Consider the following 17,559-nt stretch of genomic DNA (forward strand, 5'->3'; position numbering starts at 1 on the left):
GGCAGTGACACGGGGTGGCGCGCGAGCGCCTGAGAGCACACCCGTCGAACCTGATCTAGTTCGTACTAGCGAAGGGATGTCGCAATGGCCCATGGTCTGCGCCCGGATTCCGACTCCACTCTCGCCGCCTCCGCGGCCGATCTGCTCGGCGCGCTGCGTGCGGCGCCACCGCTCACGCACTGCATCACGAACTCGGTCGTGACCGGGTTCACCGCGAACGTGCTGCTCGCCCTCGGGGCGGCCCCGGCGATGGTGGACATCGTCGGCGAGGCGAGGGAGTTCGCCGGCGTGGCATCCGGCCTGCTCGTGAACCTCGGCACCCCCACGCCCGAGCAGCGGGCAGCAAGCCTCGAGGCGGCCGCCGGGGCGGCCGAGGCGGGCACACCATGGGTGCTGGACCCGGTCGCGATCGGCGCGCTGCCGGTTCGCACCGAGCTCGCCCGAGCGCTCGTGCAGCGCCGCCCGACCGCAGTCCGCGGCAACGCGTCAGAGATCCTCGCCCTCGCGGGGCTCGGCTCCGGCGGGCGCGGGGTCGACGCCATCGACAGCACGGATGCCGCCGCCGACGCCGCGGCGCTGATCGCGCGCCGCCACGGCAGCGTCGTCGCCGTCTCGGGGCCGGTCGACCTCGTCACCGACGGCGAGCGCGCGTATCGCATCGCCAACGGAACCCCGCTCCTGACCCGCGTCACGGGCGGCGGCTGCGCGCTCGGCGCGGTGATGGCGGCGTTTCTCGGCACTGCCCGCACGACGGGCGACGGCGCGCTCGAGGCCGTGGCGGCGGCCAGCCTGGTCTACGAGATCGCCGCCGAGCGCGCCGCGGCGCACACGAGCGGGCCAGGAGGGTTCGCGGTCGCGCTGCTGGACGCGCTGGACGCGCTCGCGCCGGGGGATCTTCCCGCCGCCGCGCAGGTCGAAGGCGGCGCGCGGTGATCGCCGACCTGTCGGTCTACCTCGTGACGGACCCGGCGCTGTGCGGCGCGCGCGGTGTCATCGACACGGTCCGTCGCGCCGTCGACGGCGGTGTGCGGGTCGTGCAGCTGCGCGACAAGAAGGCGACCGATGCCGCGACCGTCGAGCAGCTGATCGCGCTGTCGCGGGTGATCGAGGGTCGCGCGCTGCTCGTCGTCGACGACCGCGTGGAGGCCGCGGTCGCGGCGCGGGCCCGCGGTGCGCGCGTGGACGGCGTGCATCTCGGCCAGGGCGACGCATCGGCCCGGCACGCCCGCGACGTGCTGGGCCCGGACGCCCTCATCGGGCTCACCGCGAACACCCCCGAGCACCTCGACGCGGTGCGCGCCCTAGCGCCGGGAACCGTCGACTATCTCGGCGTCGGCGTGATCCGCCCCACGCGCACCAAGCCCGATCACCCGCCGGCGCTGGGCGTGGACGGATTCCGCGACCTCGTCGCGACCACGGCACTTCCGTGCGTCGCGATCGGCGGCATCGGCATCGACGACGTGGAGCGGCTCCGCGACGCGGGAGCGGCGGGCGTGGCGGTCGTCTCGGCGATCTGCGCCGCCGACGACCCGGGGGCGACCGCCGCGGAGTTCGCGCGCCGCTGGCGCGCGGGGGTCGCACCGCGCGTGCTGAGCATCGCCGGAAGCGACCCCTCCGGTGGTGCCGGTGTGCAGGCCGACCTCAAGTCGATCGCCGCCAACGGCGGCTACGGCATGGCGGTCGTCACGGCGCTCACCGCGCAGAACACGCAGGGCGTGCGGGCGGTGCACGTGCCGCCGGTCGGGTTTCTGCGCGAGCAGCTCGACGCCGTGTCAGACGACATCACGATCGACGCCGTGAAGACCGGGATGCTCGCGAGCGCCGACGTCATCCGCACGGTGGTCGACTGGCTCGACACCACGCGGCCGGGGGTCGTCGTGGTGGACCCCGTGATGGTCTCCACGAGCGGCGACCGCCTGCTCGACGCCGACGCGGAAGGCGCGCTGCGAGACCTGCTCGCCCGGGCGCACGTGGTCACCCCGAACCTCGCGGAGCTCGCGATGCTGACCGGGCGCCCGATCGCCGACTGGGCCGACGCGCTCGCCGCCGGGGAGGAACTGTCCTCGGCCACGGGGGCGGCGGTGCTCGTCAAGGGCGGGCACCTCGCCGGCGAAGAAGCGCCGGACGCGCTCATAGACGCGGCGCGGGGCACGCGAGACGAGTTCGCCGGCACCCGCATCGTCACGGGCAACACCCACGGCACCGGCTGCTCGCTCTCGTCCGCACTGGCGACCGTCCTCGCCCGCGGCGCCGAGCCCGCGCGCGCTGTGGCCGAGGTGCGGTCGTGGCTGCGCGAATCTCTGCGGGCCGGCGCCGAACTGCGGGTGGGTCGCGGGCACGGGCCGATCAGCCATTTCGCCGGGCTCTGGGCCCGCGGCGGACTCGAGACCCGGCCGTCGGCGGCGCAGGTCGCCGACGACTGGTGGGCGCGGATCGGCGGCATCCGTTCCGGCATCGACGACTTGCCGTTCATCGCCGCGCTCGCCGACGGCACCCTCGACCGCGACCGTTTCCTGTTCTACCTGAGCCAAGACGCCCTCTACCTGCGCGAATACGCGCGCGTGCTCGCCGAGGCGGCGCGGCTGGCGCCGACCTCGTCGGAACAGGCGTTCTGGGCGAACTCGGCGCACGGCGCCATCGCGGGCGAACTCGAGCTGCACGCCTCGTGGCTCACTCCCGAGCTCGGCCTCGGTCCGGCGACCTTCGCCGCCGACCCGACGGCGGCCACCACGGCCTATCTCGATCACCTCAAGGCGGCCGCCTTCACCGGCGAGTACGCAGTGCTCATCGCCGCGATCCTGCCGTGCTTCTGGCTCTACGCCGACCTCGGGCGGCGCCTTCGGTCGGGAGAGTTCGGAGACTGCGCCACCGATGCGTCGCACCCGTACGCGTCGTGGCTGGCGACCTATGCGGACCCGGCGTTCGAGCGCGCCACGGACGAGGCGGTCGCGCACGTCGCCGAGGCGGCCGCGATCGCCGAACCGGCGATGAGGTCGCGGATGCTCCGCGCGTTCGAGTCGTCGAGCGCCCACGAGCTGGCATTCTTCGCCGCCTGCTGAGCCGGGCCGATCTCGTGCATCATGAACACATGACGTTTCAGGCCTATCTCGACGCGGTCGAGAAGAAGACCGGGCTGACCCCTCGCCAGCTCATCGACATCGCCCACGAGAAGGGTTTCGACGAGAGAACGAAGGCGACGCCGATCATCGAATGGCTCGCCGCCGACTACGGGCTGGGGCGCGGGCACGCGATGGCGATGGTCCACGTCATCACCAAGGGCCCGCAGATCAGCGACAAGCACGTCGGAACCGGCACGGCCCACTCCGATCCGTCGAACCTGCTGTGGCTCGACGGGGCGGCGACGAACCCGAACGGCTGATCCGGGTCGAGCGCGCGGCATCCGGACGCCAGGATCGGCCCGACCTCCTGAACCGCGTGAGCCTGCGGCGCATGACCGCGCGCGTCGCGTCGGCTCCGGCCCGGGCGGTCAGGCCTCTCGGCGGGCGCCCTCGGACGGGGTGACCACGAAGCAGTGCGGGGCGACGAAGCGGGCCGCGGCGAAGGCGGCGGTGACGGCATCGGTCACCTTCTCGACCTCGTCGTGATCGACCAGCGCGATCGCGGCGCCGCCGAAGCCTCCGCCGGTCATGCGGGCGCCGAGGGCGCCGGCGGCGACGGATGCCTCGACCGCGGTGTCGAGCTCGGGCACCGAGATCTCGAAGTCGTCGCGCATCGACGCGTGGCTGGCCAGCATCAGCCCGCCGATCGCGCGCGGACCCTCGCGGTGGAGCGCGGCGACCGTGTCGAGCACGCGCTGGTTCTCGGTGACGACGTGGCGGACGCGGCGGAAGGTCACGTCGTCCATCAGCTCGGCGGCCCGCGGCAGGTCGGCGACCGACACGTCGCGCAGCGCCGGGACGCCTAGGAGCCGCGCACCGCGCTCGCACGCGTCGCGGCGGTCGCGATAGCCGCCCGTGGAGTGCGCGTGGGCGACCCGCGTGTCGATGACCAGCAGCGCGAGCCGCGCGCCGGCGAAGCCGAGGTCGACCGGCTCGGCGTCGAGCGAGCGGCAGTCTAGGAAGACCGCGGCGTCGGCGCGGCCGAGCATCGCCGCCAGCTGGTCCATGATTCCCGTGGGGGTGCCGACGGCCTCGTTCTCGGCGCGACGGCCCGCCTGCGCGAGAGCGACGCGGTCGAGGCCGAGGTCCCACAGTTCGTCGAGCGCGGATGCGACGGCGCCCTCGATCGCGGCAGACGACGACAGCCCGGCGCCGACCGGCACGTCCGACGCGATGGCGAGGTCGACGCCGGTCGTCATCCACCCCTGTCCCGGTTTGTCGGTTCCGTGTCCCGATTCGTCGCCCTGGAGGGCTTCGTTCAGCGTGAAACCGGGACATGCTCGAGATGCCGCACCGCGAAGCGCCCATGCGACCCCGAGCGGGTACCGCGCCCACTCCGGCACAGCGCCGCGTTCGTCGGGGAACAGCGCGTCGAGCTCGTCGAGGCCCACCTCGACCACGGCATCGTCGAAGGTCGAGGCGACGCGGATGCGGGCATCCGCTCGTATGCCGGCAGCCGCATACGTGCGGCGATCGATCGCGAACGGCAGCACGAAGCCGTCGTTGTAGTCGGTGTGCTCGCCGATGAGGTTGGCGCGCCCGGGCGCCGACCAGACGCCGTCGGGCGATCCACCGGTGAGCCGGGCGAAGAGGGAGCGGGCCTCGGTCGCCGCCCCGGTCACAGGGTCACCTTCTCGACCGCTTCGCGCAGGCGCGCGGCGGACTGCTCGGGCGGGATCTCGGCCGTCCAGGCCCACATGGCGGCCTCGGATCCGGCGAGGAACTTCAGCTTGTCGGCCGCGCGGCGCGGGCTCGTGAGCTCGAGGCGCATGCGCACCGCGTCACGGCCGACGTGCACGGGCGCCTGGTGCCACGCGGCGATGTAGGCCGTCGGGGTGTCGTACAGCGCGTCGACGCCGCGCAGCAGCCGCAGGTAGAGCGGGGCGAGTTCGTCGCGCTCGGCGCTGGTCAGTGCGGCGAAGTCGGGTGCGTGCCGGTGCGGCATGAGGTGCACCTCGAGGGGCCAGCGCGCGGCGAACGGCACGTAGGCGGTCCAGTGCTCGCCCTGCAGGATGACGCGGTCGGATGCCTGCTCGAAAGCGAGGAAGCGCTCGAAGAAGCCTTCGCCGGCGTCGCCGATGCGCTCGAGGAGGCGCGCCGTGCGCGGGGTGACGTAGGGGTAGGCGTAGATCTGGCCGTGCGGGTGGGGCAGGGTCACGCCGATCGCCTCGCCACGGTTCTCGAACGGGAACACCTGCTCGACGCCCGGCAGTGACGACAGCGCCTCGGTGCGGTCGGCCCACGCCTCGATGACGGTGCGCGCCCGGGTCACCGACTGCGTGCCGAACGAGCCTTCGTGCTCGGGGCTGAAGCACACCACCTCGCAGCGTCCGACCGACGTGCGGCTGCGGCCGAGGCCCAGCTCGGCGAGGTCGGCCAGGCCCGTCGGCGGGTCGTCCGCGGCGGGCGCGGTGCCGAGCGCTTCGCGCAGCGCGGGGCCGAACGACGGGGAGCGGTTCTCGAAGACGGCGACGTCGTAGCGCGAGGGAACCTCGCTCGGATTCGTCGCCGACTGCGGTGCCAGCGGGTCGGCGTCGGCACTCGGCAGCATCACGCGGTTCTGGCGCGCGGCGGCCACCGTGATCCAGTCGCCCGTGAGCACGTCGAGGCGCATGCTGGCGGTCGCGGGGCGAGGGGCGAGCACGCGCGCGTCGACGGCGCGCTCGGCGCCGAGGGTCGTGCCCGGGTCGTCGTAGTAGACGAGGTCGCGGCCGTCGGCGAGCCGGGTCGACCTACGGACGACCCCCGCGCCGAGGATCACGGCCTCGGGGCACGGGGTGGCGGAGTCGGGGCACGGGGTGGCGGAGTCGGGCGTGCCGAACTCAGGAGTGTTCACGTCAACACGGTAATCCGCAGGCCGTGGTAACGTCAACATGCGTCACTTCGAAGGAGTTATGCACGGAGGGTGGTCTATGCGAGACGCCGACATCGAGGCCCTCGAGCGGCTCGAACGCGCCCATGACGGGACGCGCGGCGGCGCCGCGGTGGCGGGAGCACCCCGGGACCGCGCCGCCGAGGCGGCCGGAGCACCCCGCGACCGCGCCGCCGACGCGCGCGCAGACGCCGCGCGGCCGACCCGTCGCGTCTCAATGGCCGACGTCGCCGCCCTCGCCCGGGTGTCGGGGCAGACCGTGTCGCGGGTCGTGAACGCGAGTCCTCGCGTGGACCCCGAGACCCGTCGCCGCGTCGAGGACGCGATGGAGCGGCTCGGCTACCGTCCGCACCGCGCCGCTCGCGCCCTGCGCACCGGCCGCACGCAGACGATCGGCCTGGTCGCCGCGACGCTCGCGAGCGTGGGCAACGCCCGCATGCTGCAGGCGGTGGCGGATGCTGCGGCATCCCGCTCCTACTCGCTCGTGGTGTCCACGCTCGGCGATCGCCGCGACATCGCCGGCGCGTTCGAGCGGCTGCGCGAGCAGGGGGTCGACGGTGCCATCGTGCTCAACGAGGCGACCGAGCTCGCGCGGGGGAGCGCGACCCCGCGGGACCTCGAGCTCGTCGTCGTCGACTCGCCCCCCGACGCGCGCTTCACGATCGTCCAGACCGACCACGCCGGCGGGGCGCGCAGCGCCGTCGAGCACCTGCTCGGCCTCGGCCACGAGGTCGTCCATCACATCGGCGGTCCCGAGGGGTCGTTCGCCGCGGCGGAGCGCGAGCGCGGCTGGCGAGAGGCGCTCGCGGCGGCGGGGGTGCCGGAGCCGCCCGCCGTGAGGGGCGACTGGGCCGCGGCATCCGGATTCGCCGCCGCAAAGCGACTCGTCGCCGAAGCACCCACGCTGTCGGCCGTGTTCACGGCCAACGACCAGATGGCGCTCGGTCTCGTGCGCGCCCTCGCCGAGGCCGGGTGCCACGTGCCCGACGAGGTCAGCGTGGTCGGCTTCGACGACGTCGTCGACGCGGCCGACTATCTGCCGCCGCTCACGACGGTGCGCCAGGACTTCGACCGGCTCGGCGAGACCGCCGTCGCGGCCCTGGTCGCCGGGATCGAGGCCGACGGGCCGCGGGGACTCCCGGCGATCCCGACCGAGCTGGTCATCCGGGCGAGCACGCGAAGACGCGGCTAGTCTCGAACCCGGCGATCGTCAACCCCCTGCGTATGAGGCCGCCGGTGCGGGAACATGGACGCGAAGGCGAGGTGGTTGCGGTGAGCAGGCTCGTGTTGCCGCACGACGAAGAACGGTCGACGTCGCAGACACGCACCGACCCGGTGAAGGACGAGTTGGACCTCGACCTCCCCGAGGAGGACGATCTGCGCGACGAGGCGGACATGTTCGAAGAGGCCGCCCGTCGCGACTGGGCGTCCCGGTACGGGCGCTCGTAGGTCCGCGATGAGGAGGCCGCGCCGCTGGCGACCGCGGCGCGCCGTCTCGGCCGTGGCGAGTGCGCCCGCCGCGACGGTGCTGGCGGGATGCGGCATCCCGTCGCAGTGAAGGTCATCGCGGTGCCGTCAATGCCCGGCGACCCCCCGCGTTGAGCGCAGAACTTTCCGTGATACAGAATCTCATTCGAAGCTATTGCGTCCAGCGGAACTGCCTCGTAGCTTTCTCGTGTTCCGACAGAGCGGTCGACACGGTGGTCCGCTCGCACGACCTGAGGAGTTGCCGAGTGAGCATCGATCTCGAAGAGCTTGCCGCGATCATCGAACTGCTCGATAAGACGGACTTCACGCAGTTCCGGTTCGAGAAGGGCGAGCTGCGCATCGAGGTCAGCCGCGGCGACGCGATCGAGCCGTCCGAACGGGGCGCAGCCGCGGGTCCGACAGCCATCGACCCCGCGGCTGCGTCTCGTCCCGCCGCGCCCGCCGCGCCCTCGACCCCGGCCTCCGCCCCGACTCGGCCCGAGGCCGCGACCCTCGCGCTCGCCGAGGACGAGACCCTCGTGCGCTCGCCGATGCTCGGCACGTTCTATCGCTCGCCGAAGCCGGGCGACCCGGTGTTCGTCGCGGAGGGGACTCCCATCGAGACCGACTCCGTCCTGTGCATCATCGAGGTCATGAAGCTCATGAACTCGGTGGTCGCCGGTGAGGCCGGCGCCGTGCGCCGCATCCTCGCCGCCGACGGCGACCTGGTCGAGTTCGACCAGCCCCTGTTCGTGATCGGACCGCGCGCATGACGCAGCGCGTCTTCGTGGCCAACCGCGGCGAGATCGCCGTGCGCATCGTCGAGGCGTGCGACCGGCTGGGCATCGCGACCGTGCTCGGCGTCTCGAGCGCCGACGTGCGGTCGCTCGCCGCGTCGCGCGCCACGCGCACCGTGGTCCTCGGCGGCCCGCAGTCGCGCCAGAGCTACCTGTCGGTGGACGCTGTGCTGCACGCGGCTGTCGCGACCGGCTGCACGGCCCTGCACCCCGGGTACGGCTTTCTCTCGGAGCGCTCGGACCTCGCGCGGGCGTGCGCCGAGAACGGCATCGTCTTCGTTGGGCCCTCGCCCGAGGCCCTCGACGCGCTGGGAGACAAGCTCAGCGCTCGCGCGCTCGCCGAGCGTCTCGGTGTGCCGGTCTCGCCGGGCGGCACCGCCTCGGATTGGGCAGAGGTGGCCGCTCTCGCCGAGCGGATCGGGTACCCCATTCTGGTCAAGGCCGCGTTCGGCGGCGGCGGGCGGGGCATGAAGCTGGTGACGGATGCCGCGGCCCTCGCCGACGCGTGGTCGGTGGCCTCCAGCGAGGCGCAGGCCGCCTTCGGCGACGGGACTGTGTTCCTCGAGCGGTACGTCACCGACGCGAAGCACATCGAGGTGCAGATCCTCGGTGACCGTCATGGCAACCGCATCCACCTGGGCGAGCGGGAGTGCTCCGTGCAGTACCGCTACCAGAAGGTGGTGGAGGAGTCGCCGTCTTCCTCGATCGACGAGCGGACGCGATCGGTGCTCACCTCCAGCGCCCTGGCCATCGCCGCCGAGCTCGACTACGTGGGCCTGGGCACGGTGGAGTTCCTCGTGAACTCGCGGACCGCAGAGATCGGGTTCCTCGAGGTGAACCCGCGACTTCAGGTGGAGCATCCGGTCACCGAACAGGTCACCGGTGTCGACCTCGTCCGCGAGCAACTCCTCGCGTGCCTCGGCGAGCCGTTGACTCTCCGCCAGGAGGACGTCGCGATGACCGGTCACGCGATCGAGTGCCGGATCACCGCGCAAGACCCCGCACGCGGCCTCGCACCCACCCCCGGGCACGTCACGCGCTGGCGGCCGCCGGCGGGTGGCGGCATCCGCCTGGACTCCCACGTGTACGAGGGATACGACTTCCCGCCGTTCTACGACGCGCTCATGGGCAAGCTCATCGCGTGGGGCACCGACCGCCCGGCCGCCGTCAAGCGCATGGCCCAGGCGCTTGACGGATTCCGGATCGACGGCGTGACGACATCCCTCGCGCTCCTGCAGCGGATCATCGCCGACGACGCGTTCACCGCCAACACGGTCACCACGCATTGGCTCGCCGACGCGATTCTCGAGAAGGAGCCGGCATGACCTCCGTCAGCCTCGTCGACGTCTCGATCCGCGACGGAAACCAGAGCCTGTGGGGTGCCGTCGGCATGACGACCCGCATGATCGAAGGCGCCGCGCCCGATATCGAGCAGGTCGGCTATCGGGCCGTGGAGCTGGCCAGCAGCACGCTCCTGGCCAGCGCCGTGCGCTTCCACCGCGAGGACCCGTGGGAGATGATCCGCGCCGCCAAGGCACGCATGCCGCACACGCCGCTGGGTTTCCTCACGACCGGCAAGCGCTTCATCACGTTCTACCGCACGCCGGACGTGCTGTTCGAACTCGCCTTCCGGCTGCTGGTGCGCAACGGCATCAGCCGGCTGTGGGTGATCGACCCCATGCACGACATGGCGGGCGCCCGCCGCATGGCCGAGATGGCCAAGCGGGCCGGCTTCACGGATGTCGTCGCGGGCGTCTGTTACACCACCAGCCCCGTGCACACTGATGCGTACTACGCCGAGCGCATCGCCGAACTCAACGGCTGCGACGCGATCGACAGCGTCTACCTGAAGGATCCCGCGGGGCTGCTCACCCCGGAGCGGCTGCGGTCGCTGCTGCCGACGCTGCAGTCGCGGCTCACCGACCTGCGTCTCGACGAGCTGCACAGCCACGCGACCACAGGGCTGTCGCCGTTGACGATGCTCGAGGCGGCCGACCTCGGCATGACCAACCTGCATTGCGCGCTCCCGCCGCTCGCGAACGGAACGTCGCACCCCGCCGCCCAGCACCTCGTGCGCAACCTCCGTGCCCGCGGGCACGAGGTCTCCGTCGACGTCGACGCGATGGACCGCGCTTCGGCGTACTTGACTCGTCAGGCGAAGATCAAGCGCCTCCCGGCCGGCTTTCCCAGAGAATACGACGAGGCCTACTACCGGCACACGATCCCGGGCGGGGTCCAGTCCACGCTGGCCCGGCAGCTCACGGAACTCGGCCGGCCCGAGCTCTTCGACGCGGTCATCGAGGAGTCCGTCGCAGTGCGCCGCGACCTCGGCTGGCCGATCGTAATGACGCCGTTCGCCCAGTACATCGTCACGCAGGCGACGCTAAACGTGATCAGCGGCGAGCGGTACCGCCAGGTCAGTGATGAGGTCGTGGACCTCCTGCGCGGCGACTTCGGGCCGCTGCCGGGTGAGGTCGACCCGAACCTCCTCGATCGTGCGCTCAGCACCCCGCGCGGCAAGCTACCCCCTTCGGACGGATCGAGCACCGACACCGTCGATGACTTGCGCGCGCGGTTCGGACGCAGCCTCAGCGACGAGGAGTTGCTGCTTCGCGCGGTGATGCCCGCCGAGCACGTCGACGCGATGGTGCGGGCGCGTACCGAGTCGCCGACCTCCACGCTGAAGGCGCTCCTGCGGGCGGCCGAAGGTCGCTCCGCCACGACGATCTCGGTGAGCGCCGGCGACATCGACTTTCACATCCGACGCCGCGAGGGGGTTGCCCGATGACGCGCGAGCTGGGCCAGATCCGAGGGTGGGTCTTCGACGTCGACGGATGCCTCGTCCGCACCGACCGCGCCGGCGGGCATGGCGGCGAGCCGATGCCCGGCGCACGCGAGCTGCTGATATCGCTCCTTGACGCCGGGCACCGGATTGTGGTGTGCACGAACGCCTCCGAGCTTGCGCCGGCGACCTATGCCGCGCACCTGCGGGGGATGGGGCTGCCGGTGCGGGACGAGGACTTCGTGACCGCCGGGAGTGCCGTCGCCGAGCATGTCTTCGCGCACGATCCCGGCGCACGCGTGCTCGCCATCGGGGGCGAGGGCATCTCGACGCCGCTGCGCGCCATCGGCCTCGAGGTCGTCGAGCCGGGCGCGCACGGCATCGACGCGGTCGTCGTCGGTGCGGCATCCTCGTACTCCGCGGACGACCTCAACGCAGGTGCCCTCGCCGTCGACGCGGGCGCCGCCTTCTACACGACGGTCGCCACCCCCTGGTTCTCGGGCGGAAAGGGAAGATCGCTCGCCGTGTCGGCCGCCGTCGCGGCGAGCATCACGTTCGCGACCGGCCGGACCCCGCTGACGGGCGGCAAGCCCTCGCCTGTCCTTGCCGAGGGACTGCTGAGACGACTGGGCCTCTCGCCCGAGGTCACGGCGGTCGTGGGCGACGCGACCGCCGAGACCCGGCTCGCGCGGAGCATGGGCGCCACCGCGATCCTCGTCCTGAGCGGCGCGACCGCCCGGGACGAGCTGGACCGACTCGAAGAATTCGACCGACCAGACGTCGTCCTCGACGACGTCGCGGTGCTGCAACGTCGCCTCGCACCGCACCTCACAACACAAGGAGCAGCGCAATGACCGAGAACGCCCCCCGATTCCCCTTCTTCCACGAGGTCCCCGCGCCTGCGGGGGCCGAGGGCTGGGAGTCTATGTACCCGTACTACCTCGTCCCGAGCGACGAGACCCGCGCGCAGGAGGACTCCGGGTTCTGGTTCGCCGACACGATGCACTGGTCCCGCGGCGTCCACCCGTTCGACAGCATCGGCGCCGAGGCGGTCTACCTCGGGGCAGGGCAGAACAGCACGCGCATCTTCGTGCTGCCGACGGCGCTCGGTCTCGACGTGCGCGTCAAGAACGGGTACGTCTACATCCGCCCGACCGCGGTGACCGACCCGGCCGAGATCGAGGCGAGGGTCGCGCAGTTCCAGGAGCGCGCCGGGCACTACTACGCCAACTGGGACGACCTGTACGCGAAGTGGAAGTCGAAGCTCACCGCAGCCGTGGAGAAGATGCGCACGATCACCTTCCCCGAACTGGGCGAGTACGACCCGATCGAGGTCGTCACCGAAGCCCGCGGGGTGTCGACGTCGTGGGACGTGATCGCGAACTACCACCGCCTGATCGACGAGTTCTTCGTCATCTGGCAGCACCACTTCGAGTTCCTCAACCTCGGCTACGGCGGGTACATCGTCTTCTTCCAGTTCTGCAAGCAGGCCTTCCCCGACATCAGCGACCAGGACATCGCCCGCATGGTGGCGGGCGTCGACGTGCTCGCCTTCCGCCCCGACGACGAGCTGCGCCGGCTTGCGCAGCTCTCGGTCGACCTCGACGTGGTGTCGATCGTCTCGAGCGATGCCACCGCGGCCGACCGATTCGCCGCCCTCGCCCAGATCGAGGCAGGGCAGCAGTGGCTGGCCGAGTACGAGGCCTCCAAGGACCCGTGGTTCTCCTACTTCGCTGAGTACGGCTTCACGCACGACCAGGAGACGTGGCTGTCCGACCCGTCGATCCCGCTGCAGGGCATCGCCCGCTACGCCGCGCGCATCACGAGCGGTGAGGACCTCCGCCGCCCGGTGGATCAGCTGCGGTCGGAGCGCGACGAGATCGTGACGGAGTACCGCGGGCTCCTCAGCGACGCGGAGGCCGCGCAGTTCGACGAGCTCCTCGGCCTGTCGCGCATGGTGTTCCCCTTCATCGAGGAGCACAACATCTACGTGGAGCACTGGGCCCACGCGGTGTTCTGGCAGAAAGCGAAGGAGCTGGGCGCTTTCCTCGTGGCGTCCGGCTTCGCGCGCGCCGACGACGACGTCTTCTACCTGAACCGGTTCGAGGTCGACGAGGTTCTGGCTGACGTCGTGCAGTCGTGGGCGATCGGTGTCCCGGCCCGTGGGCGCGAGCGGTGGGCCCGCACGATCGACGAGCGGCGGGTCATCGTCGCGGCGCTCCAGGCCGAGAGCGCCCCGCCCGCGTACGGCGTTCCGCCGGTCGAGGTCACCGACCCCTTCGCCGTCATGAACTACGGTGTCACCACCGAACGCGTGCGCAGCTGGCTGGGTGCGGCATCCGCGTCCGAAGAGGAGCTGACCGGCATTCCCGGGGCTCCGGGCGTTTACGAGGGTGCCGTCCGGGTGCTGCGCCACGAGAAGGACATCGCTCTGATCGAGCCGGGCGAGATCCTCGTCGCGCCGATCACCGCGCCGTCGTGGGCCGCCGCGTTCTCGGTCGCCGCCGCCGTCATCACCGACATCGGCGGCATGATGAGCCACGCGTCCATCGTTTGCCGCGAGTACGGCGTTCCGGCTGTCGTCGGCACGGGCTACGCGACGGCACGTCTCAAAACGGGTCAGCGCGTGCGCGTCGACGGGAACACCGGCGTCGTCACCCTTCTGGGGGAGGCCGCATGAGCACGTGGGATGACGAGGAGCGGCCGCTGGCCGTCGGCTTCGAGGACGAAGCCTGCCTCGATGCGCGCATGGTGGGCGGAAAGGGGAAGGGCCTCGGCGAGATGACCGCGGCCGACTTCCCCGTCCCTCCCGGTTTCGTGGTCACCGCCCGCGCGTACCGGCGATTCCTGGAACAGGACCGGCTGCGGCGAGACATCGCGATCGAGCTCGAAGGCCTCGACGCCGAGGACCTCGCGGCTCTCGACGGCGCGGCGGAGAGGATCGCCGTGCTCATGGCCGCGACGGCCCTCCCGCGCGAGGTCGAGGAGTCCGTCCGCGCGGCGTATGAGGAGCTGTGCGCGCGGACGGGCGTCGATGACATCTCGGTCGCGGTCCGCTCGAGCGCGACCGCTGAGGACTCCGCCGCCGACAGCTTCGCGGGCGAGTTCGAGACCTGGCTCGACATCCGGGGCATCGACGACGTCCTCGCGCACGTGCGCCGCTGCTACGAGAGCGTCCACTCCGCCCGCGTGCTGCACTACGCGCTTGGGCGCGGGATCGACCTCTCGCGCGTCGAGATGGCGGTGGTCGTGCAGAAGACGGTGCGCGCGCGGTCGGCCGGCGTGATGTTCACGCTCGACCCGATCAGCGGCGACCGGTCCAAGATCGCGCTCGAGGCCAGCTGGGGCCTGGGCCTGTCGGTCGTGGGCGGCGAGGTCACGCCCGACCGCTTCACCGTGAACAAGGTCGGGCTCACGATCCGCTCACGCGTGCTCGGCGACAAGCGGGTCGAGTACCGGCGGGGCGATCGGAGCGTGGAGGTGCCGCAGGAGCGCATCGGGCTGCTCTGTCTCGACGAAGATGAGGTGCTCGCGCTCGCCGAGCTCGGAAAGCGACTCGAGAAGCGGCAGGGCTGTCCCCAGGACATCGAGTTCGCCGTGGACGAGGAGCTGCCGCCGGGGCAGGCCGTGCTGCTGCTCCAGTGCCGGCCCGAGACGGTGTGGAGCTCGGCCGAACGAGCGCCCGCCTTCGACCCCGAGGCGAAGGTGCTCTCGTGGATCACCTCGAGCATCACCGTGCCCACCCGCACTCTGGCCGAAGGGCACCGCCATGGGTGACGGCCTGCCCGAGCTGCTGACGCCGGCGCCGGAGCATCCGCGGGCCGGATCCGAGACCGCGCGGTACCTTGCGTGGCTCGAGGCCGAGCGAGGACTCGTCTTTCGGGACTGGGAGGAGCTCAGGAGCTGGTCCGTCAGCGAGCTGGAGGACTTCTGGCAGAGCATCTGGGACTTCTTCGGGGTCTCGTCGCACACGCCCTACGACCGAGTGCTCGTTGAACGGGTGATGCCGGGCGCGCGCTGGTTCGAGGGTGCGACGCTGAACCTCGCCGAGCACGCCCTGCGCCACACCGGGTACGACGACGAGGAGGTCGTGTTCGCCTACTCGCAGACGCGCGCGGAGGTCCGCCTCACGCTCGGTGCGCTGCGAGACGAGGTCCGCAGGGCGCGGGCGGGTCTGCGCGCCCTCGGCGTCTCGCGTGGCGACCGCGTGGCGGCATACCTGCCGAACATCCCCGAGACGCTCGTCGCCTACCTCGCCGCGGCCAGCCTCGGGGCGACGTGGGCCGCGTGCGCGCCCGAGTTCGGCAGCAAGGGGGCGCTCGACCGGCTCGCGCAGATCGAGCCGACGGTGCTCCTGGCGGTCGACGGCTATCGCTACGGGCTCAAGGCCGTCGACAGACGGACGGATGTCGCGGACATCCGGCGCGGACTGCCGAGTCTGCGCCACGTCGTGAGCGTGCCCTATCTGGCCGACGGCGTGCCAGATGCCTTCACATGGGAGGAGCTCCTCGCCCTCGGGGATGACAGCGGCGAGCCGCTGGAGTTCGATCCGGTCCCGTTCGACCACCCCCTTTCGGTGCTGTTCACATCGGGCACGACAGGGCGCCCGAAGCCGATCGTGCACGGGCACGGGGGCATCCTGCTCGAGCACTTCAAGAACCACGCCCTGCACTGGGACCTCGGCCCCGGTGACCGCATCATGTGGTTCACGACTACCGCGTGGATGGTGTGGAACGCGCTGGCCTCGGCACTCCTGCTGCGCGCCGGCATCGTGATGATCGACGGGAACCCCGTAGGGCCCGACCCCGACCTGCAGTGGAAGCTGATCGAGCGGTATCGTCCGACCGTGGTGGGGCTCAGCGCCGGGTTTCTGCTGCAGAGCATGCGCGGCGGCGCCCGCCCCGACGAGGCGTTCGACCTTGGCAGCATCCGCCAGCTCGGCGTCGTCGGAAGCCCGCTGCCCGAGAGCGCGTTCCGCTGGGTGCACGAACGGTTCGGCGATCGCGTGCTGTTGAACGTCGGCAGCGGCGGGACCGACGTGTGCACGGGCATCGTCCAGGGCGGTCCCTGGGAGCCGGTCTGGTCGGGCGAGATGTCCGGACCGAGCCTCGGGGTCGACGTGTGCGCCTTCGACGAGTCCGGGCGGGAGGTGATCGGTCAGCTCGGCGAACTGGTGATCCGCGCGCCGATGCCCTCGATGCCGGTCGGCTTCTGGGGCGACGAGGACGGGTCTCGCTATCGCGCCGCGTACTTCGAGACGTATCCCGGAGTCTGGCGGCACGGCGACTGGATCCGCTTCACCTCGGCCGGAAGCTGTGTCATCACGGGTCGCAGCGACGCCACGCTCAATCGCGGCGGGGTGCGCCTCGGGACGTCCGACTTCTACGGCGTGACCGAGAGCTTCGCCGAACTCGCCGACAGCCTCGTCGTGCACCTCGACGATGCCGAGGGCGGACCGGGGGAGCTGATCCTCTTCGTCGTGCCGAACGGGGATGCCGTGATCGATGACGATCTCGTCGCCCGAGTGAAGGAGGCGATCCGCTCGCAGCTGTCGCCGCGTCATCTGCCCGACACCGTGCTCGCGGTGCCGGCGCTCCCGCACACTCGGACGGGCAAGAAGCTCGAGATCCCGGTCAAGCGCATCCTGCTCGGGCGACCGCTCGTCGAAGCTGTCGATCCGGACGCCGTCGACGACCTGCCGGCGCTTCTGCAGTTCGTCGACCTGGCGGGCGCGCGATGACCGACGTGGCGGGGGTCGCGCCCGTCGAGTCGGTCGACCGCGCCTTGATCCTCCTCGAAGCGCTGCACGACGGCGAGATCCTCGGGGTGAGCGATGCCGCGGCCCGGCTCGACGTGGCACCGTCCACGGCTCACCGGTTGCTCGCGTCGCTGGTCTTCCGAGGGTTTGCCGTCCAGGACCGGGATCGGCGCTACCGCCTCGGACCGGCGCTCGCAGCCCGCCCGGCCGAGCCGCTGACGCTCAGCACCCTGCGCGCGCACGCGCATCCGGTGCTCGAGCGGCTGCACGAGCAGACGGGCGAGACCGTGCAGTTGATGGTGCTCCATCGCCGCAACATCCGCTTCATCGACGGCATCGAGTGCGAGTTGCCGTTGCGGGTGGGCGTGCGCGTCGGGGACGAGATGCCGGCCCACTGCTCGGCCGGCGGCAAGGCTCTCCTCGCCGCGCTCTCGAGCGCCGACCTCGACGCGCTCTACCAGCAGGGGCTGCCTCCGTGGCCGACCGCGAAGTACTCGGATCTGCCCTCGCTGAAGCGCCATCTCGCGCGGGTGCGGGCGGCCGGTCACGGCGCCAATCACGAAGAGACTGAGCAGGGCGTGAGCGGTCTGGGCGTGGCGGTGCTCGACGACCTGCGGCGCCCCGTCGCAGCGATCACCGTCGCCGTGCCGTCGGCGCGATTCGCGACGCGCTCGGCGACGTCGCTCCGCGAGCCGCTCGCTGCGGCCGTCGCCGAGCTTCAGGAGCGCATGCAGCGGCCACCCACGGACTGAGCGCGGGGATCC

15 protein-coding genes and 1 riboswitch are annotated in these 17,559 nt (G+C 71.8%); of the genes, 13 read left to right on the plus strand and 2 right to left on the minus strand.

The window, feature by feature from the left end; translation table 11 throughout:
• A riboswitch (TPP riboswitch) is annotated at nucleotides 1-94 on the plus strand.
• The 3 genes from thiM to AB1K54_RS00420 all read left to right on the plus strand — a co-directional run bounded on the left by thiM (nucleotide 85) and on the right by AB1K54_RS00420 (nucleotide 3,379).
• Nucleotides 85-933 carry a hydroxyethylthiazole kinase gene (gene thiM, locus AB1K54_RS00410; protein ID WP_371200711.1) on the plus strand — a complete coding sequence of 283 codons (849 nt, stop codon included), beginning with the start codon at nucleotides 85-87 and terminating at the stop codon, nucleotides 931-933. Its footprint overlaps the riboswitch before it by 10 nt.
• Nucleotides 930-3,059, plus strand: a complete 2,130-nt coding sequence (locus AB1K54_RS00415) for a bifunctional hydroxymethylpyrimidine kinase/phosphomethylpyrimidine kinase (RefSeq protein WP_371200712.1) — start codon at nucleotides 930-932, stop codon at nucleotides 3,057-3,059. The genes thiM and AB1K54_RS00415 overlap by 4 nt, the downstream gene beginning before the upstream one ends.
• A gap of 29 nt (nucleotides 3,060-3,088) precedes the next feature.
• On the plus strand, nucleotides 3,089-3,379 hold the full coding sequence (locus tag AB1K54_RS00420) for a DUF4287 domain-containing protein (RefSeq protein WP_371200713.1): 291 nt from the start codon (nucleotides 3,089-3,091) through the stop codon (nucleotides 3,377-3,379).
• A gap of 108 nt (nucleotides 3,380-3,487) precedes the next feature.
• On the opposite strand, the gene galK is transcribed toward AB1K54_RS00420, so the two are convergent.
• Both galK and galT read right to left on the minus strand, forming a co-directional pair.
• Nucleotides 3,488-4,741: a galactokinase gene (gene galK / locus AB1K54_RS00425; protein WP_371200715.1), complete on the minus strand. Its 1,254-nt coding sequence runs from the start codon at nucleotides 4,739-4,741 to the stop codon at nucleotides 3,488-3,490.
• Nucleotides 4,738-5,880 (minus strand): galactose-1-phosphate uridylyltransferase, encoded by a 1,143-nt coding sequence (galT, locus tag AB1K54_RS00430; RefSeq protein WP_371201148.1) that lies wholly within the window; start codon nucleotides 5,878-5,880, stop codon nucleotides 4,738-4,740. The genes galK and galT overlap by 4 nt, the downstream gene beginning before the upstream one ends.
• A 328-nt stretch (nucleotides 5,881-6,208) precedes the next feature.
• Here galT and AB1K54_RS00435 point away from each other — a divergent pair, with 328 nt between their 5' ends.
• The 10 genes from AB1K54_RS00435 to AB1K54_RS00480 all read left to right on the plus strand — a co-directional run bounded on the left by AB1K54_RS00435 (nucleotide 6,209) and on the right by AB1K54_RS00480 (nucleotide 17,547).
• Nucleotides 6,209-7,183 carry a LacI family DNA-binding transcriptional regulator gene (locus tag AB1K54_RS00435; RefSeq protein WP_371201149.1) on the plus strand — a complete coding sequence of 325 codons (975 nt, stop codon included), beginning with the start codon at nucleotides 6,209-6,211 and terminating at the stop codon, nucleotides 7,181-7,183.
• Between the two features lie 80 nt (nucleotides 7,184-7,263).
• Complete coding sequence (locus AB1K54_RS00440; protein WP_371200716.1) at nucleotides 7,264-7,440, plus strand: hypothetical protein; 177 nt, start codon at nucleotides 7,264-7,266, stop codon at nucleotides 7,438-7,440.
• A 284-nt stretch (nucleotides 7,441-7,724) separates the two neighbouring features.
• Complete coding sequence (gene accB / locus AB1K54_RS00445) at nucleotides 7,725-8,231, plus strand: acetyl-CoA carboxylase biotin carboxyl carrier protein (protein ID WP_371200717.1); 507 nt, start codon at nucleotides 7,725-7,727, stop codon at nucleotides 8,229-8,231.
• Entirely contained in the window at nucleotides 8,228-9,580 is a 1,353-nt protein-coding gene (locus AB1K54_RS00450; RefSeq protein WP_371200718.1) for an acetyl/propionyl/methylcrotonyl-CoA carboxylase subunit alpha, read from the plus strand. Before accB ends, AB1K54_RS00450 begins: the two co-directional genes overlap by 4 nt.
• Entirely contained in the window at nucleotides 9,577-11,043 is a 1,467-nt protein-coding gene (locus AB1K54_RS00455) for a pyruvate/oxaloacetate carboxyltransferase (protein WP_371200719.1), read from the plus strand. Before AB1K54_RS00450 ends, AB1K54_RS00455 begins: the two co-directional genes overlap by 4 nt.
• The gene (locus AB1K54_RS00460) at nucleotides 11,040-11,891 is read left to right on the plus strand and encodes an HAD-IIA family hydrolase (RefSeq protein WP_371200720.1); all 852 of its coding nucleotides are present in this window, start codon (nucleotides 11,040-11,042) and stop codon (nucleotides 11,889-11,891) included. The genes AB1K54_RS00455 and AB1K54_RS00460 overlap by 4 nt, the downstream gene beginning before the upstream one ends.
• Nucleotides 11,888-13,717, plus strand: a complete 1,830-nt coding sequence (locus tag AB1K54_RS00465) for a PEP-utilizing enzyme (RefSeq protein WP_371200721.1) — start codon at nucleotides 11,888-11,890, stop codon at nucleotides 13,715-13,717. Before AB1K54_RS00460 ends, AB1K54_RS00465 begins: the two co-directional genes overlap by 4 nt.
• Complete coding sequence (locus AB1K54_RS00470; protein WP_371200723.1) at nucleotides 13,714-14,814, plus strand: PEP/pyruvate-binding domain-containing protein; 1,101 nt, start codon at nucleotides 13,714-13,716, stop codon at nucleotides 14,812-14,814. Before AB1K54_RS00465 ends, AB1K54_RS00470 begins: the two co-directional genes overlap by 4 nt.
• A complete protein-coding gene (locus AB1K54_RS00475) occupies nucleotides 14,807-16,777 on the plus strand; it encodes an acetoacetate--CoA ligase (protein WP_371200724.1) in 1,971 nt (656 codons plus the stop codon). Before AB1K54_RS00470 ends, AB1K54_RS00475 begins: the two co-directional genes overlap by 8 nt.
• A complete protein-coding gene (locus AB1K54_RS00480) occupies nucleotides 16,774-17,547 on the plus strand; it encodes an IclR family transcriptional regulator (protein ID WP_371200725.1) in 774 nt (257 codons plus the stop codon). The genes AB1K54_RS00475 and AB1K54_RS00480 overlap by 4 nt, the downstream gene beginning before the upstream one ends.
• Nucleotides 17,548-17,559: the final 12 nt, after the last annotated feature.

Origin of the sequence: Microbacterium sp. BWT-B31 (assembly GCF_041379855.1) — a bacterium.
GTDB lineage: Bacteria > Actinomycetota > Actinomycetes > Actinomycetales > Microbacteriaceae > Microbacterium.